The sequence below is a fragment of the Rhizobium aouanii genome (assembly GCF_037002925.1).
Lineage (GTDB): Bacteria > Pseudomonadota > Alphaproteobacteria > Rhizobiales > Rhizobiaceae > Rhizobium > Rhizobium aouanii.
The window spans coordinates 162,181-187,234 of sequence record NZ_JBAMYD010000005.1; the positions used below are offsets into that span (position 1 = coordinate 162,181).

Annotated in this window: 24 protein-coding genes; 17 read left to right on the forward strand and 7 right to left on the reverse strand. The window is 61.0% G+C overall.

Translation table 11 applies throughout. The features are described 5' to 3' along the window. The first annotated feature begins 138 nt into the window (after window positions 1-138). The gene (locus tag V8P77_RS10805; RefSeq protein WP_335912502.1) at window positions 139-957 is read left to right on the forward strand and encodes a sugar phosphate isomerase/epimerase family protein; all 819 of its coding nucleotides are present in this window, start codon (window positions 139-141) and stop codon (window positions 955-957) included. Between the two features lie 92 nt (window positions 958-1,049). Here V8P77_RS10805 and V8P77_RS10810 read toward each other — a convergent pair whose 3' ends face one another. Further along, window positions 1,050-1,811: a DeoR/GlpR family DNA-binding transcription regulator gene (locus V8P77_RS10810; RefSeq protein ID WP_335912503.1), complete on the reverse strand. Its 762-nt coding sequence runs from the start codon at window positions 1,809-1,811 to the stop codon at window positions 1,050-1,052. 244 nt (window positions 1,812-2,055) lie between these two features. Between V8P77_RS10810 and V8P77_RS10815 the strand changes: the two genes are divergently transcribed. The 8 genes from V8P77_RS10815 (at window position 2,056) to V8P77_RS10850 (ending at window position 9,832) form a co-directional block, all read left to right on the forward strand. After that, window positions 2,056-2,856 carry a beta/alpha barrel domain-containing protein gene (locus tag V8P77_RS10815; RefSeq protein WP_128461455.1) on the forward strand — a complete coding sequence of 267 codons (801 nt, stop codon included), beginning with the start codon at window positions 2,056-2,058 and terminating at the stop codon, window positions 2,854-2,856. A 3-nt stretch (window positions 2,857-2,859) separates the two neighbouring features. Next, window positions 2,860-3,801 (forward strand): PfkB family carbohydrate kinase, encoded by a 942-nt coding sequence (locus V8P77_RS10820; RefSeq protein ID WP_335912508.1) that lies wholly within the window; start codon window positions 2,860-2,862, stop codon window positions 3,799-3,801. Window positions 3,802-4,139: 338 nt separating this feature from the next. Beyond that, the gene (locus V8P77_RS10825) at window positions 4,140-5,285 is read left to right on the forward strand and encodes an ABC transporter ATP-binding protein (protein ID WP_335912509.1); all 1,146 of its coding nucleotides are present in this window, start codon (window positions 4,140-4,142) and stop codon (window positions 5,283-5,285) included. Between the two features lie 133 nt (window positions 5,286-5,418). After that, window positions 5,419-6,495 (forward strand): Gfo/Idh/MocA family protein, encoded by a 1,077-nt coding sequence (locus V8P77_RS10830; RefSeq protein WP_335912510.1) that lies wholly within the window; start codon window positions 5,419-5,421, stop codon window positions 6,493-6,495. After that, window positions 6,495-7,340, forward strand: a complete 846-nt coding sequence (locus V8P77_RS10835) for a sugar phosphate isomerase/epimerase family protein (protein ID WP_335912512.1) — start codon at window positions 6,495-6,497, stop codon at window positions 7,338-7,340. Before V8P77_RS10830 ends, V8P77_RS10835 begins: the two co-directional genes overlap by 1 nt. Further along, window positions 7,337-8,146, forward strand: coding sequence for an alpha/beta fold hydrolase (locus V8P77_RS10840; protein WP_335912514.1), 810 nt, complete (start codon window positions 7,337-7,339; stop codon window positions 8,144-8,146). Before V8P77_RS10835 ends, V8P77_RS10840 begins: the two co-directional genes overlap by 4 nt. 4 nt (window positions 8,147-8,150) lie before the next feature. Continuing rightward, complete coding sequence (locus V8P77_RS10845; RefSeq protein ID WP_335912515.1) at window positions 8,151-8,852, forward strand: ribulose-phosphate 3-epimerase; 702 nt, start codon at window positions 8,151-8,153, stop codon at window positions 8,850-8,852. A gap of 14 nt (window positions 8,853-8,866) precedes the next feature. After that, window positions 8,867-9,832 (forward strand): ROK family protein, encoded by a 966-nt coding sequence (locus V8P77_RS10850; RefSeq protein ID WP_335912896.1) that lies wholly within the window; start codon window positions 8,867-8,869, stop codon window positions 9,830-9,832. A 78-nt stretch (window positions 9,833-9,910) separates the two neighbouring features. Here the strand turns inward: V8P77_RS10850 and V8P77_RS10855 are convergent, their stop codons facing one another. Next, on the reverse strand, window positions 9,911-10,924 hold the full coding sequence (locus V8P77_RS10855; protein ID WP_335912518.1) for a substrate-binding domain-containing protein: 1,014 nt from the start codon (window positions 10,922-10,924) through the stop codon (window positions 9,911-9,913). A gap of 269 nt (window positions 10,925-11,193) precedes the next feature. Between V8P77_RS10855 and V8P77_RS10860 the strand changes: the two genes are divergently transcribed. The 6 genes from V8P77_RS10860 to V8P77_RS10885 all read left to right on the forward strand — a co-directional run bounded on the left by V8P77_RS10860 (window position 11,194) and on the right by V8P77_RS10885 (window position 17,395). Continuing rightward, window positions 11,194-12,459 (forward strand): ABC transporter substrate-binding protein, encoded by a 1,266-nt coding sequence (locus tag V8P77_RS10860; protein ID WP_335912520.1) that lies wholly within the window; start codon window positions 11,194-11,196, stop codon window positions 12,457-12,459. Between the two features lie 69 nt (window positions 12,460-12,528). Beyond that, window positions 12,529-13,515: a carbohydrate ABC transporter permease gene (locus V8P77_RS10865; RefSeq protein ID WP_011648832.1), complete on the forward strand. Its 987-nt coding sequence runs from the start codon at window positions 12,529-12,531 to the stop codon at window positions 13,513-13,515. Beyond that, window positions 13,515-14,345: a carbohydrate ABC transporter permease gene (locus V8P77_RS10870; RefSeq protein WP_003550173.1), complete on the forward strand. Its 831-nt coding sequence runs from the start codon at window positions 13,515-13,517 to the stop codon at window positions 14,343-14,345. Before V8P77_RS10865 ends, V8P77_RS10870 begins: the two co-directional genes overlap by 1 nt. Window positions 14,346-14,356: 11 nt before the next feature. Continuing rightward, a complete protein-coding gene (locus tag V8P77_RS10875) occupies window positions 14,357-15,382 on the forward strand; it encodes an ABC transporter ATP-binding protein (RefSeq protein ID WP_335912524.1) in 1,026 nt (341 codons plus the stop codon). A 62-nt stretch (window positions 15,383-15,444) separates the two neighbouring features. Further along, complete coding sequence (locus V8P77_RS10880) at window positions 15,445-16,230, forward strand: ThuA domain-containing protein (RefSeq protein WP_335912526.1); 786 nt, start codon at window positions 15,445-15,447, stop codon at window positions 16,228-16,230. 127 nt (window positions 16,231-16,357) lie between these two features. Next, window positions 16,358-17,395 (forward strand): Gfo/Idh/MocA family protein, encoded by a 1,038-nt coding sequence (locus V8P77_RS10885; RefSeq protein ID WP_335912528.1) that lies wholly within the window; start codon window positions 16,358-16,360, stop codon window positions 17,393-17,395. Between the two features lie 53 nt (window positions 17,396-17,448). Here V8P77_RS10885 and V8P77_RS10890 read toward each other — a convergent pair whose 3' ends face one another. From V8P77_RS10890 to V8P77_RS10910, 5 genes are all read right to left on the reverse strand, one after another. Then, window positions 17,449-17,844: a DUF4112 domain-containing protein gene (locus tag V8P77_RS10890; protein ID WP_335912530.1), complete on the reverse strand. Its 396-nt coding sequence runs from the start codon at window positions 17,842-17,844 to the stop codon at window positions 17,449-17,451. A gap of 158 nt (window positions 17,845-18,002) precedes the next feature. Continuing rightward, window positions 18,003-19,076: an alcohol dehydrogenase family protein gene (locus V8P77_RS10895; RefSeq protein ID WP_335912532.1), complete on the reverse strand. Its 1,074-nt coding sequence runs from the start codon at window positions 19,074-19,076 to the stop codon at window positions 18,003-18,005. 14 nt (window positions 19,077-19,090) lie between these two features. Then, window positions 19,091-20,473 carry an aspartate aminotransferase family protein gene (locus V8P77_RS10900; protein ID WP_335912534.1) on the reverse strand — a complete coding sequence of 461 codons (1,383 nt, stop codon included), beginning with the start codon at window positions 20,471-20,473 and terminating at the stop codon, window positions 19,091-19,093. 44 nt (window positions 20,474-20,517) lie between these two features. Next, complete coding sequence (locus tag V8P77_RS10905) at window positions 20,518-22,014, reverse strand: NAD-dependent succinate-semialdehyde dehydrogenase (protein ID WP_335912536.1); 1,497 nt, start codon at window positions 22,012-22,014, stop codon at window positions 20,518-20,520. A 120-nt stretch (window positions 22,015-22,134) separates the two neighbouring features. Further along, window positions 22,135-22,632, reverse strand: a complete 498-nt coding sequence (locus V8P77_RS10910) for an Lrp/AsnC family transcriptional regulator (protein WP_335912537.1) — start codon at window positions 22,630-22,632, stop codon at window positions 22,135-22,137. A 100-nt stretch (window positions 22,633-22,732) separates the two neighbouring features. Here V8P77_RS10910 and ehuR point away from each other — a divergent pair, with 100 nt between their 5' ends. Next, on the forward strand, window positions 22,733-24,118 hold the full coding sequence (gene ehuR / locus V8P77_RS10915; RefSeq protein WP_335912538.1) for a MocR-like ectoine utilization transcription factor EhuR: 1,386 nt from the start codon (window positions 22,733-22,735) through the stop codon (window positions 24,116-24,118). 122 nt (window positions 24,119-24,240) lie between these two features. Continuing rightward, window positions 24,241-25,026 (forward strand): ectoine/hydroxyectoine ABC transporter ATP-binding protein EhuA, encoded by a 786-nt coding sequence (gene ehuA / locus V8P77_RS10920; RefSeq protein ID WP_335912540.1) that lies wholly within the window; start codon window positions 24,241-24,243, stop codon window positions 25,024-25,026. The last annotated feature ends 28 nt before the right edge of the window (window positions 25,027-25,054 follow it).

Here is a 25,054-nt window from a genome sequence, read left to right on the forward strand (position 1 = left end):
TCCGCCGTTCCGCTCTTCGGCCGCCTCTCCAGGCGGAAGGGGTTTGGCAAGGCCGGCGAAGCCCCCGAGGATTGCCCGCGCGGGGAAGCCGCCGGCTTCGGTATCGGCTGTCATCAACGAATAGGTCAGGACCGCGATATGAAAAATGCTGAGCTGCAGATCGGCTGCCAAACATTCACCTGGGAGATGCTGGGCACGGGTTGGAGAGGCGGTCCGGACGATCTGGTGCGCGCCATTGCCGACGGCGGATATGCCGGTATCGAAATCACCGACACGATGATCGGTCACTACGCGCTCGAGCCCGCCGACTTTGCCCGCACCCTGACGGATGCCGGTTTGGCGCTGGTTTCCTTTGCTTTCGGCTCCGCCAGCGGCTTCACGGTGGCGGAAAAGATTGCCTCCGATCTCGACACGGCGCGGCGATGGGTCGATTTCGCGGCGAACTTTCCCGGCGCGATGATATCGATGGGTTCGGCGACGGTTGTCTCGGATGGTCCGCGCGATAAGAAGTTTGCGATTGCGGCCGAGTGCTACAATCGTGCGACCGAAATCGGACAGTCGGCTGGCGTCACTGTAGCTGTCCATCCTTCCTCGCACCACAACACGCTGCTGTTTACGCGGAACGACTATGATCGCCTGTTTGCTCTCTTGGATCCACAAGTGGGTTGGGTGCCGGATACCGGCCATATCCTGCGTGGCGGCCAGCAGATCGGCGACACGCTGGCGGCCCACCGGGACCGGATCCGCTACGTGCATCTGAAGGATGTCGACGCCGGTGGGACCTGGGCGATGTTGGGGGAAGGTGTCTGCGACGTGCCTGCCGTGATTTCGGCCGTTCAGGATGCGCCGAACTTTATCGGCTGGATCGTGGTCGAGGAAGAATCGGACCATGCTGCAACCAATCCTGCAGCCGCCGTTCGCACGAACCGCGAGACGCTTCGACATCTCGGGTTTTAGCCCATCTCGCTTTTCTCGGCATCGGCCAAAGCCATCCGTCGACGCCAAAGCCTCTCTTGTCTCTCTTGTAAACTGGAGAGGTGGACTGCAGGTCACGCGTAGCGAACCTCCACGCCCAGCTTGTCCAGCCGGTGACGGATGCTGTGCGGCATGTTGCTGTCCGTGATGATCAGATCGACGCGCGACAGCGAGAAGGCTTTGGAGGAGGCGCCGACGTCAAATTTGCTCGAATCCGCCACGAGGACGACACGCCGGGCCATGCGAACCAGGTTGCGCTTGGTCCGCGCAATATCCTCGGAGACATCGACGACATCGAAGGCCTGATCGATCGCGTGGGCGCCGACAAAAGCCTGATGGGCGACGAGGCCGCCGACCGCCTTGTCGGAGTCCGATACGATCGTGCTCACGGTGCTGGGAAACACGCGGCCGCCGATCATGTGCACGTCGAGCCCTGGCCGGTACATCAGATGCTGCGCGATGTTCATTGCCGTCGTCGCAACCACGACGTTGCTGACCTGTGGCATCTGCATGGCCACCTGCAGCAGCGTCGAACCGCTGTCGAAGACGATCGACTGGTTGTCGATGATCTGTCGCGCAGCCATCTGGGCGATGCGTCGCTTCGCATCGAAATTGCGCTGCATGCGTTCCTCGAAGGCCGCCGCCGGCGAGTCGGACGGCAGGGCAATTGCCCCGCCATGCGTTTTGATCAGCTGCTTCTTGGCGTCCATAATTTCAAGGTCGGAGCGGATCGTCACTTCCGAGACTTCGAAGAACTCCGCCAGCTGGCGGGTGCGTGCCTGGCCGACCCGTTGAAGTTCCAGCATGATCTGCTGCCGCCTCTGTTCTGCAAGCATATGTGATCCCGACTGCTGTTATTTGCAACAATGCGACTTTTGAAAAACGAAAGTTCGCCGCCTCATTCCACGGCTCTTGCTGCAGAAATAACCGTTCAATGACAAAAATGCACGCCAAAAATTCATCATTCATATAAAAACGAAAGAAATCGAAATATTGAATATTTGTTTGTTTTCGAGTTAGGGTTTCCTCAACATCGGCACCAGCAATCGCAAAGCCAGCAATCACAAAGGAAGTATCGCCATGGGTCTCGGAACCAAAGTCCGCCTCGCACGCCTGTTCTCGAACCCATCGGGTCATCTGTTCGGAGGCGCCGTCGATCATTTTGTCGGTTATGGCAATGTGCGTGAGGGCGGACTTGCCGATCTGCCGGGTGCGCTCAGACGCGTCATGGCGGGAGGCCCCGACTACATCAGCATCCAGCCTGGCGCGGCGCGCCATCTCTGGTCGGAATATGCCGGAAAGGCAGCGCTGGTCATTCAGGGTGGTTGCTTCACCGCTGACGACCGCATTCGCCAGCTCATTGCGACCCCGGAAGACGCGGTGCGTTATGGTGCGGACGCTCTGGCTGTCGCCATTCCCGTGCGCGGCGCTACCGAAGGAGAGTATATCCGCTGGCTCACCGATACGGTCAACGCCGCCGCCCGCTTCGAAATGCCGGTCGTCGCCCATGTTTATCCCCGCGATTTCTCCGACGGCGGCAAGATCGTGTTCACCCCGGATGAAATCGCTTACGCCGTGCGCATCGGCTTCGAGGCCGGCGTCGACGTGATCAAGGTCGGCTATACCGGCGATTTCGAATCCTTCCGCGAGACGGTCGCGACCTGCCCGATCCCGGTCGTGATCGCCGGCGGCCCGAAGACCGATACGCTGCTCGGAGCGCTCGTCCAGACCTCGGAAGCATTGCGCGCTGGAGCCAAAGGCGCGGTCGTCGGTCGCAACCTTTGGGGTCACGGCGATACGACCATGGCTGCGCGCGCCTTCAAGTTCGTCATTCATAAGGGCATGACGCCGGAGGATGCGCTGGCGGCGGCCGGTGCTTGAGACGTGCCGCGCCCTTTCCAGGTTCTGGGCTTCGGCGCCCTGGCAATCGATGACATCATCTATGTCGATCGGGGGCTGACGGCCGGCAAGGGGAAGGTGACGAAACGCGCCACGGACCATGGCGGCAACGTGGCGACGGCCCTGGTTGCCGTCGCCCGGCTCGGCGGTCAGGCCGGCTTCATCGGCTGGCTCGGCGATGAGACAACGGCCGACGTGGCGGGCAGCGAGCTCGAGCGGGACGGCGTCGACATATCGCTGGCCCCCCGCCACGCGGATGCCGCGCCGATCCGCTCCGTGATCACGGTCGGTCCCGACGGTGACCGCTTCATCGCTTATGACGACGATGTGCTGCACGGCACATCGGATGCGCTGCCCAACGACGTTTTGATGCAGGCCCCGGTACTGCTGATCGATGGTTATGCCACGCACTCCGAAAGTGTCGTGGCGCGCGCACGCGCCTTGGGCCTGGCAGTGATTGCCGATATCGAATGGACGGTCGGTGCCGCGACCAACCGGATCCTGGCTTTCGCCGATCATCTGGTGCTGCCGCTCGCCTTTGCGCAGGAATGCACCGGCGAGGCTGATCCAACGATGATCCTGGACAAGCTCTGGTCCGGGGATCGGTCTGCTGTTGTCCTCACCGATAGCGAACGAGGGGCCTATCTCCGCCAGAAAGGTGATGCCATCCGATGGCATGTGCCGGCCTATCAGGTTCAGGCGGTCGACACGACCGGCGCCGGTGATTGTTTTCACGGTGCCTACGCCCTTGCCCTCGCTAGGGGTAAGAGCCCGCTTGATTGCACTGCCTATGCCACGGCGGCGGCCGCCATTTCCGTGACCGCACGGGGAGGGCGCAGAGGCCTGCCAGATCACCAGACGTGTATGGCATGGATGGCGGCGGAGAATGCGCCCGCGCCGCTCCCGATACCGGCGTGCCAAAAATGAGCGCGGGCGGCGATGGGTGCCGGGGCCGGTCGACTGCCCGAGCAGAGCCTCACGGGTGACGTGTCATTGAATCGCAACGAGCGATCTCCCAACAGGCGCGCTTCGATCAAAAAATTACGCGCGATAAAAAATATAATTCCGCATTTGATGTTTGATTTAGTGAAAAAGATATTTAGTTTTCAACTAGATATGAAAAATTTCTGGTGATCTGTGGCGAATTCTCCTCGATTCTTCTGTTGACTTTGAAGCCCAGGCCTGAGCCTTCTTGTCGAAAGGATCGGAGACGGCGGGGAGCGCCGTTGGAAGATGTGATCCGAACTGGTACGGGAGGAAGAGACGTGGCTGTGGTTGTACTCGACAAAATCTGCAAGACCTATGGAAACAGCTACCATGCGATCAAGGATCTGAGCCTGACGATCCATGATGGCGAGTTTCTGATTCTCGTGGGGCCGTCCGGATGCGGAAAGTCGACCGCTCTGCGCATGATTGCCGGGCTTGAGGAAATCAGCAGCGGAACATTGAGCATCGGCGGTCAGGACGTCGTGGATCTCGCGCCCAAGGACCGGGACATTGCCATGGTCTTTCAGAGCTATGCGCTTTATCCGCACATGACCGTCTTCGACAACATCGCCTTTTCGATGAAGCTGGCCGGAAAGAACAAGGCCGAACGCACCAAGCGCGTGCACGAGATAGCCAAGATCCTGCAGCTGGAGCCCTTGCTGGGCAACAAGCCCGCGCAGCTCTCCGGCGGCCAGCGCCAGCGTGTTGCGATGGGCCGCGCCATGGTCCGCGAGCCTGCGGCATTCCTCATGGACGAACCGCTCTCGAACCTCGATGCGAAGCTGCGTGTTCAGATGCGGGCAGAGATCGCAAGCCTGCAGAGACAGCTGGGCGTGACGACGATCTACGTGACCCATGACCAGACCGAAGCGCTGACCATGGGCGATCGAGTCGCGGTGCTGAAGGGCGGTGTCCTTCAGCAGGTGGATACGCCCAAGGCTCTATATCACCGCCCGGTCAATGCGTTTGTGGCGGGCTTTATCGGTTCGCCGTCGATGAACCTTTTCGAAGGGCGTCTGGCGAGCGGGCGGATCCATCTGTCGGACTTCTCCATTCCCTTGTCCGACGGCGCCTTCGAGCGTGCCCCCGGTCTATCCGCTTTCGAGGGAAAGGACGTGATCTTTGGGGTCAGGCCCGAGGACCTCTACGACAGCCGGTTGCCGTCCGGAGCCTCCCATCCGACGATCCCGGTTGTCGTGAAGTCGATCGAGGAGCTCGGCTCCGAGTTGATCGTGCATTTGAAGATCGACGCGGTCCGGATCGACTCGGGCGATCCCGATGCTGTCGAGGACCTGAGCGGGGCCGCCAACGCCGTCGCGCGGTTCGAAGCGGTCAGCGCGGTCGAGACGGGTCAATCGATCGATCTGGCCATCGACCCGGCGAAACTTCACTTTTTCAATCCTCAAACACATATGGCGCTGTGAAGTGACGAGGGAGAGCCGACACGCCGGTGGCGGTCCGGCCAAAAGACGCCGGCGACGTTCGACGTCTTGAAAGCATTCCATCCGACGCCGAAACCAGCATTCATCTTCAATATCCGATCCAAAGGGCTTATCGATGCCAGCAAAACAGGAACGACGTCTCCGCATCGGCGTATTGGGAGCGGGCCAGATTGCCCAGGCCGCGCATTTCGAAAGCTGCACGAAGGCAGCCAATGCCGACCTCTATGCGATTTGCGACGTCGCCGAGGATCTCCGCGAACGCATGGCTATCACCCACGGGGCGGAAAAAACCTATGGCGATTACGATCAGATGCTGGCCGATCCCGACCTCGATGCCGTGGTCATCGCGACGGCCGATGCCTTTCACGTCCCGGCTTCCCTTCGCGCCCTTCAGGCGGACAAGCATGTCCTCTGTGAAAAGCCGGTCGGCGTCACCATCGAGGAATGCCTTGAACTGAAGGCCGCAGTCGACAAGTCGGGAAAGGTGTTCCAGGTCGGACACATGAAGCGTTTCGACGCGGGGCTCCAAGCTGCCAAATCCTTCATCCGCGATGAAATGGGCGAGATGGTCGCTCTCAAAGCATGGTATTGCGACAGCACGCACCGCTATCCGATGACCGATGCGGTCCAACCGCTGATCGTCACCAGCGCCAATGCGAAGAAGCCCTCCGCCAATCCGAAAGCCGACCTGCGGCGCTACTATATGCTTGCGCACGGTTGCCATCTGATCGACACGGCACGTTATTTCGCCGGCGACATCGTTTCCGTCGACGCTCGTCTGTCCGAGCGAGCCGGTATCTGGTGCTGGTTCGTGGACGTGGAATTTGCCTCCGGCACGCTCGGCCATCTCGATCTCACCGTCCAGGTGCGCATGGACTGGCACGAAGGCTTTCAGATCTACGGCAAGAACGGCAGCATTTTGGGCAAGACCTATAACCCATGGTACTACAAGACCAGCGAGGTGGACATTTTCCGAGAGGCCGACGGCGCCACGCATCGCGTTCTCGGTGCCGACGGCCATTTCTACCGCCGTCAGGTCGAAGGCTTCGCCCGCACTATTCTGGATGGCGCGGTAATGGAAGGCGCCGACATCGATGATGGCCTGGCATCGGTCCGCGCCATGGTCGCCGTTGCGCGCTCCGTCGAAAGCGGCAAGGCGGTTGCGCTATCCGACGTCACGGGTGGCGTGTGATGAAGCTCGGCATCTTTGCAAAGACATTCGAGGGAACGGAACCCTTGACCGTTCTCAACTCGGTCGCTGGCGCCGGGTTCACCTGCGCACAATACAATATGGCCTGCTCGGGCCTTTCGCCGATGCCGGAGATCATCACGGAAGCGCAGGCCCGCTCGGTTGCCGAAGCGGCGTGCGAGAGCGGCGTCGAGATCGTTGCCGTTTCCGGCACCTTCAACATGATCCATCCGGATCCCGCCGTGCGCGAGGCCGGCCTTCGTAACCTCGCGACTCTGGCCGAGCGCTGCACCGGCATGTCGACCGCCTTGATCACGCTCTGCACCGGCACACGCGACCCCATCGATCAGTGGAAGGCGCATGCCGACAACGACACGCCGGAGGCCTGGCGGGATCTCCTCGAGGCCATGGGGGCGGCCATCGAGATCGCCGAGCGCTACGATGTGGATCTCGGCATCGAGCCCGAGCTTGCCAATGTCGTCAACTCGGCTGAGAAAGCCTATCGGCTGATCGCGGCACTGAAGAGCCCCCGGATCAAGATCGTGCTCGATCCGGCCAATCTCTTCGAGGTCGCGACGCTGGATGAGCAGCGGAGCATTGTCTCTTCCGCCATCGACCTTCTGGCCGATCGGATCGTCATGGCGCATGCGAAAGATCGCAATCCGGACGGTAGTTTCGCGACCGCCGGCAAGGGTGTGCTCGACTACGCGCATTATCTCGGCCGTCTCGAGGCGATCGGCTTCAAGGGCAGTCTCGTCACGCATGGCCTTTCGCCTTCGGAGGCGGCCGGTGTGGCAACCTTCCTGAAGAATAGCCTCGACGGTAATCTTGCGGAGGCTGGCAGATGAGACGGGCGCAACCGTTCGAAACCAGCGACGGGACCATTCTCAATGTGGATGTGGCGGGCGAGGGCGCGTCCGTCATATTCCAGCATGGCTTATGCGGAGACGCGGCCCAGACCGACGAGGTCTTTCCGCTCGAAGCGGGTTTTCGCCGGGTCACGATCGAAGCTCGGGGCCACGGCCATTCCCAAGCCGGCAATACGGAGCAGCTGTCGATCGCGACCTTCTGCGATGATATCGCCGCCTATATCGAAAAAAACCTTACGCCGCCGATCGCGATCGGCGGCATCTCGATGGGCGCGGCGATCGCCTTGCGTCTCGCGATCAAGCGGCCGGAGCTTGTCAAGGCTCTGATCATCGCAAGGCCGGCCTGGCTGACGGCATCCGCGCCGGAAAATATGGCACCCAACGCCGAAGTCGGGCATCTTTTGAAAACTCTGCCACTGGGCGAGGCAAAGACCGCATTCCTCGCCGGGCCGATTGGCGTGCGGCTCGCCGCCGAGGCGCCGGACAATCTGGCCTCGCTTGCCGGCTTTTTCTCCCGCACGCCTTTGGATGTGACCGCCGAACTGCTCACCCGGATCTCAAATGACGGTCCTGATGTGACCGACGAGGAGGTCGGCAATCTTACCGTGCCGACGCTCATCATCGGCCATGATCGGGACAGCATTCATCCTCTCAGCCATGCGCGTGCTCTGGCCGAGCGGATTGCCGGCGCGCGCTTCGTACAGATCACATCGAAGACCGAGAGCCGTGCGCAATACGTCGCCGACTTCCGGCTTGCCATGGGCAATTTTCTGAAGGAGCTCTGAAACAATGACGACCCCCTCCAAGACCTGGATCGCCGATCTTCCGAAAGATCGTCTGATTGCCGAATTCTCCGTCTGGTCGGCCGATCTCGTGCATCTGGCGGATGATCTCGCGCGTGTCGATCCTCACGTCGACGTCCTCCACATCGATGTCGCCGATGGCCATTTCGCCCCGGCAATGTTGTTTTTCCCTGATCTTGTTGCCGGTGTGCGCAAAGTGTCCGCGCGCCCAATCCATGTTCACCTGATGGTCGCCGACAGCATCCTCCTGTCGCAGATCGAGCAGTTCGCCGATGCGGGCAGCGATCTGATCAGTCTTCATGTTGAAAACGAAAGTGTTGCCGCTGAGGCTCTCGATCTTCTCGATCGCCGCGGCGTGGCCGCCGGCATGGTGCTGAAGGTCGATACCCCTGTCGAACGCGTCGAGAAATACGCTTCCCGGCTGCGCTTTGTGACGCTGCTCGGTACGGCGATCGGCGTGAAGGGCCAGGGCCTCGACGAGAAGGCCGGAGCGCGGCTTCAGAAGGCAAAGCAGATCATCGCCGGCTGCGGTGCGGCTCATCGGATCGTGCTGGCCGCCGACGGCGGTATTCGCGAACACACCGTGCCGCTTCTGCGCCAGTCGGGTGCGGAAACGGTTGTCCTCGGTTCCCTGGCTTTCAATGCGCCGTCGCTCGACGAGCGGATGGCATGGGTGCGCGCACTCTAACTCATGGTCTTCACATGCAGCAGATTGCCATTGGAATCGACCTCGGCGGGACGCAGGTGCGCGCTGCCCTCGTCGACGAGCAGGGCAGGATTCTGGCGCGTGCAGCGGAATCAACGGATGCGCTGGCAGGCCCCGCCCGCGTGCTCGACCAGATTTGCGGATTGACCGATGGACTGCTTGCAGCATCGAACCCTGCTTCTGTGGTGGGCGTCGGCGTATCCGCTCCAGGCCCGCTCGATACGGTCGCTGGTATCGCCTCGCATATCCCGACCCTCTCCGGCTTTGTCGATTTTCCGCTGAAGGCGGAATTGCAGAAGCGGTTTCCGTTTCCGGTCGACCTCGAGAACGATGCTATTGCCGCTGCCATCGGCGAGTGGCAGTTCGGAGCCGGCAAGGGGTTCGATAATCTGGTCTATGTCACCGTGAGCACCGGCATTGGCGGTGGCGTTGTGTCGGATGGTCGCGTCGTGCGCGGCCGCAAAGGCATGGCAGCCCATGTCGGGCACATGTCGGTCGTGCCGAACGGAGAGCTTTGCCCCTGCGGCAACAGAGGTTGTTTCGAGGCCTACGGATCCGGAACAGCTTTTGCGCGCCGCGCCCAAATGAGGGCGATGGAATCAAGCGGGACGACGATCGGCAGCGATGGCGGCGCCATCGACAGCCGCAGCGTTTTCGCAGCCGCAAGAGATGGCGATCGGCTCGCAAATCAACTGATTGATGAGGAAGCGGAAATTCTCGGTCGCGGTTTCACCAGCCTGATCCATATCTTCAGTCCCGATATCATCGTGATGGGAGGCGGGCTTTCCCATGAGTTCGACCGGCTGCAGCCGGGCATTCAAGCCTACATCACGCAATGGGCAATGCCGGCATTCAAGGATGTCAGGGTAATGCTGGCGGCGTTGGATCAGAACTCGGGCCTTGTCGGCGCAGCGGCTCTGGCGTTTCTGAGCGGCAAGGTTCCTGCGATCGATCAGCTTTAGAAAAGCAGGCCGATCCTGCGTGCGCCGGTAAACGCGCTAGCGCAAGGTCCCCTTTCCGTATCGAGAGGTTGCTCTCGGTCAGGGCGGCGGGGCGGTACTTTCCCTCAGGATCAGTTCGACTGGCCACAATTCGTGGACCTCATCCACGGCACGTCCAGCGATAAGCTGTAGCGTTAGCTCAGCGCAGCGCGTGCCCGCGGCACGCATGGACGATCGTGTTGTCGAGAGCGACGGCGCCATGTTTTCTGCCGTCAGATAAGGGAAAACGTCGTCATGGGCGATAACCGACACATCCTGACCCACCGTCATCCCAAGCGAACGGACGGCACGGTAAACACCAAGCGCCGTCATCGTGGAACCGGCGACGATGGCGGTCGGCGCATTCGCGCGCTCCAGAAAAGAGCGGGCATGACGAAAGCCGCTCTCGTCGGAGAATTTATCGCAGACCATCAGGTTGGGATCGGCGACGAGCCCACGCTCCTGATGGGCAATCCGAAAACCCTGTTCGCGATGGATTGAATACGTCTTGCCCCGCAGGCCATTGATCATGGCAATGCGTCGGTGCCCGAGATCGATCAGGTGTTCGGTGGTTCTACGCACGGCATTTTCATTATCAATGTCGAGCCAGGCGTGAATGTGCTCGGTCTCCGAGCGGCCGTGAACCAGGAAAGGCAGGCCCAAGCTGTTCAGCAGCTCGATCCGCGGGTCCTTGGGGCGAGGCGAATGAATGATCACCGCATCCACCCGGCGGCTTTCAACCAGGCGTCGGTAGGCCTGCATCTCGTCCTCATCATTGTGTGCGGTAATAGGCGTGATCAGAATATCGGTATCGGCCGTTTCCAGGCGCTGTGCCATACCCGACATGAATTCGGCGAAATGGATTTCTCCCGACCGCGCCATCATGACGCCTATCGCTCCGGCTCTCCCGGTCTTTAGCCGCACGGCATTGATATCGGGGCGGTAGCCAAGGCGCATTGCTTCGCTTGCAACCCGGGCACGCGTGGCTTCGCTCACCTCTGGGTAGCCGCTGAGCGCGCGGCTGACCGTCGTCGGAGAAAGTCCCAGCTGCTTTGCAAATTCGCGAAGTTTCATCGGATGTCTTCTTTGTCCCGGCAATCAATGGACGATGCGTTGGCGATGCGCAACGGGCAAGTGCCTAATTCGACTGGGGTTGAAATCGATTTCAATTTCGTCGACTCAGAAGCCTCCTGGATGAGCCAGAAATTGCCTTAAAAGTTGTAGACTGCGTGGTTGGATGCCGATCGGCACAACTTCGCAGCGCCCGTTTGGCGACTTGACGCCGTCGAAGCCTTCTGCAATGTTCTCTTGGCCAAATCGATTTCAATTTCTGGGAGGAGATCATGAAAAAATTTGCTTTAGGCTTGTCCGCGCTCGGAATCGCCATCGCGGCCGCCGGTCCGATCCGTGCCGCCGAAATTTCCTTTGCCGCCAACACCACGGGAAAAAACGTCGAATTCTTGCGCAAGCATCTGGCTATTTTCGAGAAAAATACCGGCAATCAGGTCAAGCTCGTGACCATGCCGTCATCGAGCAGCGAGCAATTTTCGCAATATCGCCTATGGCTTGCCGCGGGAAACAAGGACATCGATGTCTATCAGACCGATGTCATCTGGGCACCGCAGCTTGCCGACCAGTTCGTCGATCTGAAGGAGGCAGCCAAGGACGTGGTCGGCCAGTTCTTCCCGTCGATCGTCGCGTCTCAGACCGTTAATGGCAGGCTTGTGGCGCTGCCGTTGTTTACCGATGCGCCGGCACTGTTTTACCGGAAGGACCTGCTCGAGAAATACGGCAAGCAGCCGCCGAAGACCTGGGACGAGATGGCCGCAACCGCCAAGGAGGTCCAGGACAAAGAACGCGAGGCCGGACAGAAGGACCTCTGGGGCTATGTGTTCCAGGGCAACTCCTATGAGGGGCTGACCTGCAACGCACTGGAATGGGTGAAGTCTTCGGGCGGCGGCCAGATCGTCGAGCCGGACGGCACGATCTCGATCAACAACGAAAAGGCAGCAGCTGCGGTTGACCGGGCCAAGGGCTGGATCGGCACGATCTCGCCCCCCGGCGTGCTCGCCTATCAGGAAGAAGAATCGCGCGGCGTCTGGCAGACCGGCAACGCCGTCTTCATGCGCAACTGGCCTTATGCCTATGCCCTCGGCAATGGCGCAGACAGCGCCGTGAAGGGTAAGTTCGACGTCATGACGCTGCCGGTCGCGGCCGCGGGCGATAAGCCGTCCTCGACGCTTGGCGGCTGGAATCTGGCGGTTTCGAAATACTCAGAAAAGCAGGACGCAGCCATCGCGCTCGTAAAATTCCTGGCGTCGAAGGACGTCCAAAAGGCGCGTGCCGTCGAACTATCCAACCTGCCGACGCTGACCGACCTTTATGACGACAAGGACATTGCCGCCGCACAGCCCTTCATGCCGAGCTGGAAACCCATTTTCCAGGACGCCGTGCCGCGCCCTTCGGCAACGGCCAAAGTGAAGTACAACGAAGTGTCGTCGAAGTTCTGGACGGCAGTGCACAACACCCTGTCCGGCAGCGGCTCGGGTGCCGAGAACCTCGAGCTTCTCGAAGCCGACCTCACGACCCTCAAAGGCGACGCTTGGTGAATATTCCGACCGGCGGCTGTCAGGCCGCCGGTCTGGTCTTCGGACGCGCTAACGAGGGATAGACGTTTCATGAGCGAAATCGTAGTTCCACAAGCAGTCAAGCCCAGGGTTTCCCATTTCAGAGCCACCACGGAGTTGCGGTCCGAGCGCATTCGATCGGCATGGATGTTTCTGGCGCCGACGCTGTTGATCCTGGCAATCGTCGCTGGCTGGCCGCTGTTCAGAACGATCTATTTCAGTTTTACGAATGCGTCGCTGAACGACCTTGGCAATGCGCAGTTCGTCGGCTTTGACAATTATTTGTCGTGGGTGACGCTGAAGAGCGGAAGGACCGTCTATCGCGGGCTGCTTGCCGATCCGGTCTGGTGGAATGCCGTCTGGAACACTGCCAAGTTTACCGTCCTTTCGGTGGTAATCGAGACCGTGCTCGGGCTGATCGTCGCCTTGGTGCTGAACGCACGGTTCGTCGGGCGTGGGATCGTACGGGCCGCAATCCTCATCCCTTGGGCGATCCCAACAATCGTCTCGGCAAAGATGTGGGCCTGGATGCTCAATGATCAGTTTGGCATTCTGAACGATATTCTGCTTGGCTTCGGTCTTATCAGCGAGAAGATTGCCTGGACCGCCAATCTGGAAACGGCGATGATCGCAGTGCTGATCGTCGATGTCTGGAAGACGACGCCCTTCATGGCGCTTCTGATTCTTGCGGGACTACAGATGGTTCCGGGGGACATCTATGAGGCTGCCAAGATCGACGGCGTCAATCCGGTCAAGGTTTTCTGGCGTCTGACGCTGCCGCTGATCCGACCGGCCATCATGGTTGCCGTGATCTTCCGGATGCTGGATGCGATGCGCATCTTCGACCTGATCTATGTTCTGACGCCCAACAATGCGCAGACGAAGACCATGTCGGTCATGGCGCGCGAGAACCTGTTCGACTTCGACAAATTCGCCTACGGCGCCACCGCGTCGACGGTGCTTTTCCTCATCATTGCCTCCGTAACCGTCCTTTATATCTGGCTCGGTCGCGTCAAGCTCGGCGGGGAGGAACGTTGATGCTGCTTTCGATCGCCAAGAATACGCTCTTCTACCTGCTCGTCACGATCATCGTCATCATTGCGGTATTTCCGTTCTACTATGCAATCCTCACGAGCCTGAAGACCGGCACGGCCCTTTTCAAAGTCGATTATTGGCCGACCTCAATCTCCTTCGGCAACTACACTTCCGTGATGGGCCAGGGCGGTTTCGTCCGCAGTCTGGCGAATTCCGCGATGATCGCCTGCGTCGTGGTTTCAGCATCGCTGCTACTTTCGATCACCGCTTCCTTCGCTTTGGCCCGAGTGCATTTCCGCGGGCGGGCACTGTTGATGTTGACCATCCTCTCGGTGTCGATGTTTCCGCAGATTGCCGTTCTTGCGGGTCTCTTCGAACTCATCCGCTGGATCGGCATCTTCAACACGCCCTTCGCGCTGATCTTTTCCTACATGATCTTCACGCTCCCCTTCACCGTCTGGGTGCTGACGACCTTTATGCGGGAATTGCCGATCGAGATCGAGGAGGCGGCGATCGTCGACGGCGCCTCACCATGGGTCATCATCACCCAGGTGTTCATGCCGTTGATGTGGCCGGCGCTGGTAACAACCGGACTGCTCGCCTTCATCACCGCCTGGAACGAGTTTCTTTTCGCGCTGACGTTCACATCGTCGGATACGCAGCGAACCGTCCCGGTTGCGATCGCCCTGCTTTCGGGCAACAGCGAATTCGAGATCCCCTGGGGCAACATCATGGCGGCTTCAGTGATCGTCACCGTGCCGGTCGTCGTGCTTGTTTTGATATTCCAGCGCCGGATCATTTCCGGGCTGACCGCCGGCGGCGTCAAGGGTTGAGGGAGTAGGACATGGCAGAAATCCGACTGGAGAATATCCGCAAGAGCTTCGGCGCTTTCGAGGTGATCAAAGGCGTGACGATGGACATCCGCCGGGGCGAGTTCATGGTGTTCGTGGGGCCGTCGGGATGTGGCAAGTCCACGCTGCTGCGGCTTATCTCCGGGCTCGAGGACATCACGTCGGGAACCCTCTCCTTCGACAACAAGACAGTGAACCAGCACGCGCCGTCGAAGAGAGGGATCGCCATGGTGTTCCAGTCCTACGCGCTCTATCCGCATATGACGGTCTTCGACAACATGGCTTTCGGCATGAAACTTTCCGGGAGCACCAGAGACGAATGCCGCCAGCGCGTTGAACAGGCTGCCGGCATGCTGCAGCTCTCCCCCTACTTAGACCGCTTGCCGCGACAGCTTTCCGGCGGGCAGCGTCAGCGCGTCGCAATCGGCCGGGCGATCGTACGCGATCCCAAGGTCTTTCTGTTCGACGAGCCGCTGTCCAACCTCGATGCGGCGCTTCGCGTCGCGACGAGGCTGGAAATCGCGAAGCTTCATCGCAGCATGCACAACACGACGATGATCTATGTGACCCATGACCAGGTCGAGGCCATGACACTCGCCGATCGGATCTGCGTCTTAAGGGACGGCGTCGTCGAGCAGATCGGCACGCCGCTGGAACTTTACGAAAGCCCAAATTCGGTCTTCGTTGCCGGCTTCATCGGTTCGCCGAAAATGAATTTCCTCTCGGGCGGGCTGGCGCAACCCTATGATAGCCATACGATTGGCGTGCGCGCAGAGCATGTTCGCATCACGCTCGAGTCACCCGTTTGGAGCGGCACGGTCATCCATTCGGAAATCCTCGGCGCTGATAGCTTCGTCTATTTGGATATCGGGGCGGACGAGCCGTTCATCGTGCGGGAAGCCGGTGTCTCCCGCCACCCGCCCGGCCAAACACTTGGCCTTGCGCCGCTTGCCGGCCACGTTCACCGTTTCGACCGGTCGGGCCGGGCGCTTGAGCGAGCATCCATGCGGGCTGCCTGATTTTCCCAGGGTCGATGTTCCTCCCAGGGCTCGATCCGTTTTTTAACTAAGGAGAGAACGACGTGACAATTCGCACCGTTGTGTGGGGTGAGAACATCCACGAGAATACCAATGAGATCGTCCGGGGGATCTATCCCGAAGGCATGCACACGACGATCGCCAATGCGCTGAACACCGATCCAAGTATCTCGGCGACGACGGCGACGCTGCAGGAGCCGGAACACGGCCTCAGCGAAGCCCGTCTTACTGAGACCGACGTCTTGACCTGGTGGGGGCACAAGGATCACGGCGCAGTCTCCGACGTCGTCGTCGAGCGGGTTGCCAAGCGCGTCTGGGAAGGCATGGGCCTGCTGGTGCTGCATTCGGGCCATTTCTCCAAGATCTTCAAGCGGCTGATGGGCACGCCCTGCGCGCTGAAATGGCGCGAGGCGGGTGAGCGCGAGCGTCTGTGGACGATCAACCAGCGCCATCCGATCGCTGCCGGTATCGGCGAACATTTCGAGCTTGCGAACGAGGAAATGTACGGCGAGCAGTTTTCGGTGCCGGAACCGCTCGAAACGGTCTTCATCTCCTGGTTCCAGGGCGGCGAAGTGTTCCGCTCGGGCCTGACCTGGCGCCGCGGCGCCGGCAACATCTTCTATTTCCGCCCGGGCCACGAGACCTATCCGACCTATCATGACGTCAATGTCCAGAAGGTGCTGATCAACGGCGTGAAGTGGGCCTATAAGCCTGAGGGGTCGTTGACTGGTATCACCGACGCTCCAAATGTGCGGGTAGAAAAGGCACTGGAGCCGGTCGTCGAACGTGGCCCGGGTCTGCATCAGGCCGGCGAAGCCGGTTACCGCTGAGGAACTGAAACACCTTCCTTGAGGGTGGAGACCATGACAGACGGGCGCTATCTGCAAGGGCGTCTGGTGCTTGTGAAAGACGATCATTTTGCTGCTAACAGTTCGATAAACGACCATGAGGACAAAGATGCGCTTGATCATTCTCGGAACCGGAGGATGGGCAAACACCCATGCCATGAATTTTTCCGAAATTGCCGACGTAAAAATTGTTGCTGCTGTCGATACGGACGAGGTCCGGCTGCGGGCCTTCGCGCTGAGGCATGGTATCCCACTTACTTTCACGTCGCTCGATGACGCCCTTGCCTGGGGAGAGTTTGACGCCGTGACCAATGTCACGCCGGATCGCGCGCATTATTCCACGACAATGAAGATACTCGGCGCCGGAAAGCATGTCCTCTGCGAGAAGCCGCTGGCGGTTAATTACCGCGAAGCCAAAGAGATGGCCGACGCCGCCGCTGCGTCCGGCAAGGTCACGATGGTAAACCTTACCTATCGTAATGTGGCGCCGCTGCAAGCAGCGCGTAAGATGGTGCTGGACGGACGCCTCGGCGCGATCCGCCACTTCGAAGCGTCCTATCTCCAGAGCTGGCTGGTCTCAAAGGCGTGGGGCGACTGGACCAAGGAATCGCAATGGCTTTGGCGGCTGTCGACAAAGCACGGCTCCAATGGCGTGCTGGGCGATGTCGGTATCCATATTCTCGACTTCGCGGTTTTTGCCGCCGGAAGTGACGTTAAGGCAGCAGCATCGCATCTCAAGGTGTTCGACAAGAGCCCCGGGAACCGGATCGGCGAGTATGATCTCGACGCGAACGACAGTTTCCTGATGATGGCTGAACTCGAAAACGGGGCGGCCGGCGTCATCCACGCAACGCGCTGGGCGACTGGCCATCTGAACGAATTGCGCCTGCGCCTGCATGGCGACAAGGGCGCGCTGGAGGTGTTGCATACGCCTGAAGGTTCGACGCTCAGGGCCTGTGAAGGTCCCGATGCCGACAAGGCAATCTGGCGTAATATCGAGGTCGAACCGGTTATCACCAATTTCCAGCGTTTTGCAAATGCCGTGCAAAAGGGGCAGCCGGATGAGCCTGGCTTCGGCCACGCTGCCAAGCTGCAATTCGTCCTTGATCACGCAGTGAAGACGGCCGGCGCTCTGACCGAGCTTTAGACCGCCCTCACACAGGTTCCTCGGCAGGGGAATTGCAAAACACGATAACCCTATCAAGTTCGCTGGTTAAGCTCATCTTCGCTGATCCCAAAGTGCTCGAGGATGATGCCGACGTTGCGGCGATGCGATTTGAAGTAGACGTCGAAGAGATCGCCGAGCAATGGAACCGAACCGCCGGCCGCATCGATGCCGAGATTGACAGCCATGCGTGCAAGCTTGTCGTTGGGAATGCCGAGACGCCGCGCCTCATTGAGGATGTAGAGACCGATGAGTGACGTGGCAACGTCGCCGACGGCCGGAAGGAGGCCGAGCACAGAGTCGGCGCCGATCCTCACACCGATGACGGGCAGGCGGATGGCGGTGTCCATAAGCCGAGCGATACGGGCAGCGCGGCGAATTCTTTCGAGTTCGGAAGAGGTGGGGTATCTCGTGGCATTGGAAGCTGACATCAGTGGCCCTGCCGCGCGACGGATCGCTGCGCCTCCGTCAATGATGAAAGGAAGCCTTCCATCATCCGGCGCAGCGAGTGCTCGCCGTAATCATACGGGTTTTTCATGGCCGGGAAACGCCGCAAACCCGATAAGGTTCGTCTGCGGGGCGATGCAGATCATCTCTCGTCGGGAACCACGACCAATTTGCCGACGAAGTTCTTCGCCATGAAGTCCGTCTGCGCGCGGTGGAATTCCGATAGCGTATAGACGCCGCCAACGAGAGGCCGGATCTTACGCCTTTCGATATAGCCGACGATCCGGCGGAAGTCGGCGCGGCTTCCCTGGCTCGAGCCGTGCAGCTCCAGCTGCTTCAGATACATGGTCCGCAAATCGAGCTGGACGACCGGGCCGGCGATGGCGCCGGCCGTCGTGTAGCGGCCTTCGGGGCGCAGGATCTTCAGAAGATCGTTGAATAGCGGCCCGCCGACGAGATCGGCGACGACATCGATCGGCTGGCCACGGCTGGCGGAATGGACGGCTTCGACGAGATCGCCCTTGCCGCGGGTCACGACCGCCTCGGCGCCGATATCGAGCATCGCCGCCTCCTTGCCGGGACCTGCGACTGCGACCGGGATGGCGCCGCGAGCGCGCGCGAGCTGGATGATCGCCGAGCCGACGCCGCCCGAGGCGCCGGTCACGAGGACGCGTTCACCGGCGATAAGCCTTGCCCGTTCCAGCATGCGCTCGCCGGTCAGATAGGCGCAGCAGAAGGTGGCGAGTTCGACGTCGGTCAGATCAGTTGCGACGACATGCGCGTTCTCGGCCGGCAGTGTCATGTACTCGGCATAACCGCCGTCGCGGCCATGGCCCATATAATCGATGTCGGCGAGGCTGTCGTCGTCGCGGTTATAGATCGAGAAGTCGACCATGACGCGTTCGCCGACGCGCACCGGATTAACGCCGGCGCCGACGGCGACGATATGGCCGACCGTATCGGTGCCCTGAATGCGCGGGAATGTCAGCGTATTGCCTTGCCTGCGCCATGTGGAGACGGCGGAGGGATCGTCCTCGGTGCCGTAGGCGCCTTGGCGGACCCAGACGTCGGTATTGTTCATGCCGCAGGCCGTGACGCGGATCAGAACCTCGCCGTCCGCGGGTCTCGGGACTGGGACCTCCCTGTCATAGACGAGCTTGTCCAGCCCGCCATGGCCGGTGAGCAATACGGCCGCCATCGTTTCCGGGATCGTCATGCCGCTCTTCTCCCTCAGATGTTCTTGAAGACGGTTTCGATCGCATCCGCCGCGGCCTTGACCACAATGTCGGCCTCTTCGCGAGTCAGGCAGAGCGGCGGAGCGAAGCCGAGGATATCGCCCTGCGGCATGGCGCGGCCGATGACGCCGCGTTCGAGGAGGGCGGAAGCAACCTGCGGGCCGATCTTGCGGCCGGCATCGAAGAACCTTCGGTCGTCCTTGTCCTCGACGAATTCGACGGCCGCCATCAGCCCGTCGCCGCGGACTTCGCCGACGTTTCGGTGGCCGCCGACGGCTTTTGCGAGTTCCGATCGGAAATAGGCGCCGGTCGCACCCGCATTCTCGACAATGCCGAGTTCATCAATCAGTTCGAGATTGGCAATGCCTGCGGCAGCACAGATCGGATGGGCGGAATAGGTCCAGCCGTGCCCGATCGCGCCGAGCTGATCGGAACCCTGCACCAGGACTTGCCACATCTTGTTCGAAACGATTGTGCCGGAAAGGGGAGCGTAGGCCGAGGTCAGGCCCTTGGCGATGGTGATCAGGTCCGGCTTCATGCCGTAGTGATCCGAGCCGAACATCGTGCCGAGACGGCCGAAGCCGGTGACGACTTCATCGGCGACGAGCAGGATGTCATATTTGTCGAGCACGGCTTGGATCTTCTGCCAGTAGGTTTTCGGCGGCGGTACGATACCGCCGGTGCCGAGGATGGGTTCGCCGATGAAGGCGGCGATCGTTTCCGGGCCTTCGGCGATGATCATCTCCTCGAGCTTGTCGGCGCAATATTGCGAGAATTGCTCCTCGCTCATCGACCGGTCGGGGCGGCGGAAATAATAGGGTGCTTCGGTGTGCAGCACCGGTGCCCGCGGCAGATCGAAAGCGTTGTGAAAGAGTGCCAAGCCCGTGAGGCTGCCGGTCATGACGCCGGAGCCGTGATAACCGCGCCAGCGTGAGATGATCTTCTTCTTTTCCGGACGGCCGAGGATGTTGTTGTAGTACCAGATGAGTTTGATGTTGGTCTCGTTGGCGTCCGAGCCGGAGAGACCGAAATAGACGCGGCTCATGCCGGCGGGGGCGGCGCGGTCGATGATCATCTTCGACAGCGTAATCGAGGCTTCCGTGCCGTGGCCGACATAGGCATGGTAATAGGCGAGGTTCTTCGCCTGTTCGGCGATCGCGTCGGCGATCTTCTGGCGACCGTAGCCGACATTGACGCAATAGAGGCCGGCAAAGGCGTCGAGGCTTTTGCGACCTGTCGTGTCGGTGATGTAGACGCCTTCGCCGCCGGCGACGACGCGGGTCGGCGTCTCGCCGCGGGCATGCCCACCCATATGGGTCGAGGGGTGGAAGAAGTGATCGCGGTCCCAGGCGGTGAGTTCGTTGCTTCTGTCGAGCATGTCGTAGCCTCTTTCTTGAAAATGGGGTCTCACTTGAAATGGGGTCAGGCGGCCGTATCGATGCAGAGATATTTGAGCTCGGTGAAGGCCTCGAGCCCATGGCGTGAACCCTCGCGGCCGAGGCCGGACTGCTTCCAACCGCCGAAGGGAATGGGAGCGCCGGTGATTTTTACGCGGTTGACGGCGACCATGCCGTATTCCAGCGCGCGGCCGAGCCGCATCTGGCGGGCGCCGTTCTCCGTGACGATATAGGCGACAAGACCATATTCGGTATCGTTGGCGCGGGCGATGACCTCGTCTTCAGTGTCGAAAGTGGTAACCGCCGCAACAGGCCCGAAGGTCTCTTCGCGCATGATCAGCGCATCCGCCGGCACATCGGTCAGCAACGTCGGCTCATAGAAAAGCCGGCCGGCCTTGTGGCGCCTGCCGCCGGTGACGAGCCGTGCGCCATGCGCCAGCGCGTCGGCGACCTGTCCCTCGACCTTGGCGACGGCGCGTTCATGCATCAGCGGTCCGATCTCGGCGCCATCCTCGAGCCCCGGACCAACTTTCAGTTCGGCAATGCGGTCTGCGAAGGCCTTGGCAAAGCCATCGGCGATCCGCCGCTGGACGAAGATCCGGTTGGCGGCGAGGCAATCCTGGCCGGATGTGGCAAACTTGGCGTTGACGGCGATCTCGACCGCCTTTGATATATCGGCGTCATCGAAGATGATCAGCGGGGCGTGGCCGCCGAGTTCCATCACCAATTGCTTCAAGGTCGGTGCGCATTGGGCGGCGATCAGCCGTCCGATTCCGGTGGAGCCGGTGAAGCTCATGGCACGCACGCGGACATCGGCGCACATCCGTCCGACGATCGTTGCGGCATTGCCGGTGACCACGTTGAAGACGCCGGCGGGAATGCCGGCCCGTTCGCCGAGCTCGGCAAGCGCCAGTGCCGAAAGCGGCGTTTCGGAGGAGGGGTGGGCGACGACCGTGCAGCCGGCGGCCAGCGCTGCAGCAGCCTTTCGGGTGAGCATGGCAGAGGGGAAGTTCCAGGGCGTGACGATGCCGACGACGCCGAGCGCCTCGCGCCGGACGATCATTTCCGCGCCGGGCAGATGGCTGGTGACGCTCTCGGCGTTCAGCCGCTTGCCTTCCTCGGCATACCATTCGACGAAGGAGGCGGCGTAATCGATCTCGCCGCGCGATTCCGCAAGCGGCTTGCCCTGTTCGAGCGTCATGATCAGTGCCAGATCCTCCTTGGCCGCAAGCATCAGCTCAAACCATTTGCGCAGGATCGCCGCGCGGCTCTGCGGCAGCATTGCGCGCCAGCTGGCGAAAGCCTCCGACGCCGCATCGATCGCCACCGCCGTCTCATCCGCGCCAAGCCTTGCAACCCAGGCCAGCGTCGCCGAAGAAGCGGGATCCGTGACCTCGAAACTTTTCCCTGATTTGCCGGCGATCCACCGGCCGCCGACATAGGCCAGATCGCGCAGGAGATGACGGTCGCCAAGCCGCGACAGCGCGTCATGATAGGCAGGGCGGGCAAAAACGGCGGTCATGTCCAGTCTCCTCGTGGCGGTTGACGTCAGTCTTCCACGGGAGCGGGCGAGAGATTGTCTGTTGGCGGATGCAAAAAGAGAGAGATGGTCTAAATGACGGCGGCCTGGCAGAGAGATTGTCTACAGCGCGCTCGGTTCTTCACCGGTGGCAGTGAAGGAAGAGACCGGAAGGACGGTGTCCTCCTTGACCGTCTTGGTCACGATGTAGGTGAAGTAGCGGTCGATGCCCAGTTCGCGGTCGAGAAGCCCGTCGACCAGCCGCTGATAGGCATCGATATCGGGCGCGATGATCTTCACTATGTAATCGACGCCGCCGCCGACCGACCAGCAGGCGACGATCTCCGGGATTGCGGTCACGGCGCGCTCGAAACGCTCGAAATCCGCCTGGCGATGGTTGGCGAGCGTCACTTCCATCATCACGCTGGCGACCGGTGCGATCCGCCGCGGCGCGATGCGCGCGTGATAGCCGGTGATGACACCCGCCTTTTCGAGCTTGCGCAGCCGCATCCAGCACGGCGTCGGCGACAGTCCGGCCTTTTCGGCCAGCGCCAGTTTGGTGATACGGCCGTCGCGCTGGACGGCGTCGAGAATGCGCAGGTCGATGGCGTCGAGCTTCATGGTGCCTTCTTTAGAAGAAATCATTTCAAACGCAGGGAAAAGACAATGGGAGCGCATTTTTGCATTGTCAATTGAACTGATTTTCAGCAGTGTTAAAATCATGACAAAGTGGCGCCCCGATCCCTCGCAACTCCGCCGGCCGGCCTATCTCTCGCTTGCCGAACAGATCGCAAGCGCGATCACGGACGGCAAGCTCTCCGACGGCACGCAATTGCCGCCGCATCGCAAGCTGGCGGACGATCTGCATCTTTCCGTGCAGACGGTCAGCCGCGCCTATGACGAGCTGATCCGCCGGGGGCTGATAACAGGCGAGATCGGACGCGGCAGCTTCGTCCAGACCAGGCCGCGCGAGCCGGAACCGCCCTACCTGCCGGAAAGGCTGGGCGAGGTGATCGACCTGTCGATCCTGAAGCCGGTCTGCGAGCAGATCCATTTGGAAAGGCTGCGGCAGGCCTTCGGCTGGCTTTCGGAAAACCTGCCTTCCAGCTCGGCGCTTTCGTTCAGGCCGAACATGGTATTTCCGCGCCACCGCGCGGTCGCCACGGAATGGCTGGCGCGCTGCGGGCTGGAGGTATCGCCGCTGAACATCAGCGTGACGAACGGTGCGACATCGGGCATGACGGTGGCGCTGATGAGCGTCGCCCCGCCCGGCTCGACGGTTGCGACCGAAGCCATCAGCCATCATACGCTGGTTCCGCTCTCCACCTATCTCGGTCTGCACCTCGAAGGGCTGGCGATCGACGAGGAGGGCATGATCCCCGAAGCGTTGGACGAAGCCTGTCGAAAGGGACCGATCCGGGCCATTTTCCTGCAGCCCTCGGTGATCAATCCGATGGCGGCGCTGATGAGCGCGGAGCGCAGGCAGGCGCTTGCCACCGTCGCTGCGAAACATGATATCGCGATCATCGAAAACGACATTCTCGGCCCGATGGTCGAGGGTCGTGCACCGCCGGTGGCCGCGTTTGCGCCGGAGAGGACACTCTACGTCACGAGCTTCACGAAAATTACTGTTCCCGGCCTGCGGATCGGTTATCTCACCGCGCCCGACCGCTATGTTGCCGCCGTCGCCAATCGGCATCTCGTCTCCAACTGGATGGCGACGCCTGCCATGGCCGAGATCGCCACCCGCTGGGTCAGCGACGGCACGGCGATGGAGCTGGTCAACTGGCAGCGCCGTGCCCTTTTGAGCCGGCACGCGATCGCGGCGGAGATGCTGGCCGGCCTACCGTACCGGGCGCATCCGCAAAGCCTGCACGTCTGGCTGCCGCTCTCCGGCAATCATACTGAGGACGGCTTCGTATCGCAGGCAAGGCTGCGCGGCGTGGCGATCGCGCCTGGCAAATCGTTCCACACCGGCGATCAAGGCTGGACGCCAGCCGTGCGCATCTCGCTTGGCTCGACAACCGAAACCGAGCTGCGGACGGGGCTCGGCATCGTCGCCTCATTGGCGCAAGGAAACCCGGAGGAGCTGCTGCTTGCGATCTGACGCAGATGCCTTGCGTTTGAGCATGCGCAGAATAATTGTCATGATATTATTTTACGAATTGACATGATTTTGATGGGCCGTCATCGTTAGGACATTGCTTGTCTCAACAGGGAGAGACATGAATGCTTCCGCCCATCATCCGCATCGACAACATCGTCAAGAAATACGGCCCGCTGACCGTGCTCGACGGCCTGTCGATGAATGTCATGCCGGGCGAGAAGCTGGCGCTGATCGGGCCATCCGGCTCCGGCAAGACGACGATCCTGCGCATTCTGATGACGTTGGAGACGATCAGCGGTGGCCATATCGAGGTCGACGGCGAACAGCTCTACCACATGCCTGGTAGCAGCGGGCTGGTGCCGGCCGATGAGCGGCATCTGCACCGCATGCGCGAAAAGATCGGCATGGTCTTTCAGCATTTCAATCTGTTCCCGCATAAATGCGTGCTCGACAACGTGACTCTGGCGCCGATGCTGACGAAAGGCATCAAGCGGCCCGTGGCCGAAAAGCGGGCGATGGAGCTTCTCGATATGGTCGGCTTGGCCGACAAGGCGAGAAGTGTCCCGGCGCAGCTTTCCGGCGGGCAGAAGCAGCGCGTCGCGATTGCCAGGGCGCTGGCGCTGTCGCCGAAGATCATGCTGTTCGACGAGGTGACGTCGGCGCTCGATCCGGAGCTGGTCGAGGAGGTGCTGAACGTCATGCGGCGGCTCGCCTCCGAGACCGACATGACCATGCTTCTCGTCACGCATGAGATGGGCTTTGCCCATGATTTCGCCGACCGTGTGCTGTTCTTCGATCGCGGCAAGATCGTCGAGGAAGGCAAGCCGGGCGACATCTTTCGCAATCCGACGCAGGAGAGGACGCAGACTTTCCTGCGCAAGATCATTGCGGCGGGGCACCGCGTCTGACCTCAGACATTGCCCGCAAGAACAAAAC

Excerpts from the sequence above, each read along its gene's own strand:
- V8P77_RS10805 (WP_335912502.1), top strand. The coding sequence starts at position 139 with ATGAAAAATGCTGAGCTGCAGATCGGCTGCCAAACATTCACCTGGGAG.
- V8P77_RS10810 (WP_335912503.1), bottom strand. The coding sequence starts at position 1,811 with ATGCTTGCAGAACAGAGGCGGCAGCAGATCATGCTGGAACTTCAACGG.
- V8P77_RS10815 (WP_128461455.1), top strand. The coding sequence starts at position 2,056 with ATGGGTCTCGGAACCAAAGTCCGCCTCGCACGCCTGTTCTCGAACCCA.
- V8P77_RS10830 (WP_335912510.1), top strand. The coding sequence starts at position 5,419 with ATGCCAGCAAAACAGGAACGACGTCTCCGCATCGGCGTATTGGGAGCG.
- V8P77_RS10835 (WP_335912512.1), top strand. The coding sequence starts at position 6,495 with ATGAAGCTCGGCATCTTTGCAAAGACATTCGAGGGAACGGAACCCTTG.
- V8P77_RS10840 (WP_335912514.1), top strand. The coding sequence starts at position 7,337 with ATGAGACGGGCGCAACCGTTCGAAACCAGCGACGGGACCATTCTCAAT.
- V8P77_RS10845 (WP_335912515.1), top strand. The coding sequence starts at position 8,151 with ATGACGACCCCCTCCAAGACCTGGATCGCCGATCTTCCGAAAGATCGT.
- V8P77_RS10850 (WP_335912896.1), top strand. The coding sequence starts at position 8,867 with ATGCAGCAGATTGCCATTGGAATCGACCTCGGCGGGACGCAGGTGCGC.
- V8P77_RS10855 (WP_335912518.1), bottom strand. The coding sequence starts at position 10,924 with ATGAAACTTCGCGAATTTGCAAAGCAGCTGGGACTTTCTCCGACGACG.
- V8P77_RS10860 (WP_335912520.1), top strand. The coding sequence starts at position 11,194 with ATGAAAAAATTTGCTTTAGGCTTGTCCGCGCTCGGAATCGCCATCGCG.
- V8P77_RS10865 (WP_011648832.1), top strand. The coding sequence starts at position 12,529 with ATGAGCGAAATCGTAGTTCCACAAGCAGTCAAGCCCAGGGTTTCCCAT.
- V8P77_RS10870 (WP_003550173.1), top strand. The coding sequence starts at position 13,515 with ATGCTGCTTTCGATCGCCAAGAATACGCTCTTCTACCTGCTCGTCACG.
- V8P77_RS10875 (WP_335912524.1), top strand. The coding sequence starts at position 14,357 with ATGGCAGAAATCCGACTGGAGAATATCCGCAAGAGCTTCGGCGCTTTC.
- V8P77_RS10885 (WP_335912528.1), top strand. The coding sequence starts at position 16,358 with ATGCGCTTGATCATTCTCGGAACCGGAGGATGGGCAAACACCCATGCC.
- V8P77_RS10890 (WP_335912530.1), bottom strand. The coding sequence starts at position 17,844 with ATGTCAGCTTCCAATGCCACGAGATACCCCACCTCTTCCGAACTCGAA.
- V8P77_RS10895 (WP_335912532.1), bottom strand. The coding sequence starts at position 19,076 with ATGACGATCCCGGAAACGATGGCGGCCGTATTGCTCACCGGCCATGGC.
- V8P77_RS10900 (WP_335912534.1), bottom strand. The coding sequence starts at position 20,473 with ATGCTCGACAGAAGCAACGAACTCACCGCCTGGGACCGCGATCACTTC.
- V8P77_RS10905 (WP_335912536.1), bottom strand. The coding sequence starts at position 22,014 with ATGACCGCCGTTTTTGCCCGCCCTGCCTATCATGACGCGCTGTCGCGG.
- V8P77_RS10910 (WP_335912537.1), bottom strand. The coding sequence starts at position 22,632 with ATGAAGCTCGACGCCATCGACCTGCGCATTCTCGACGCCGTCCAGCGC.
- ehuR (WP_335912538.1), top strand. The coding sequence starts at position 22,733 with ATGACAAAGTGGCGCCCCGATCCCTCGCAACTCCGCCGGCCGGCCTAT.
- ehuA (WP_335912540.1), top strand. The coding sequence starts at position 24,241 with ATGCTTCCGCCCATCATCCGCATCGACAACATCGTCAAGAAATACGGC.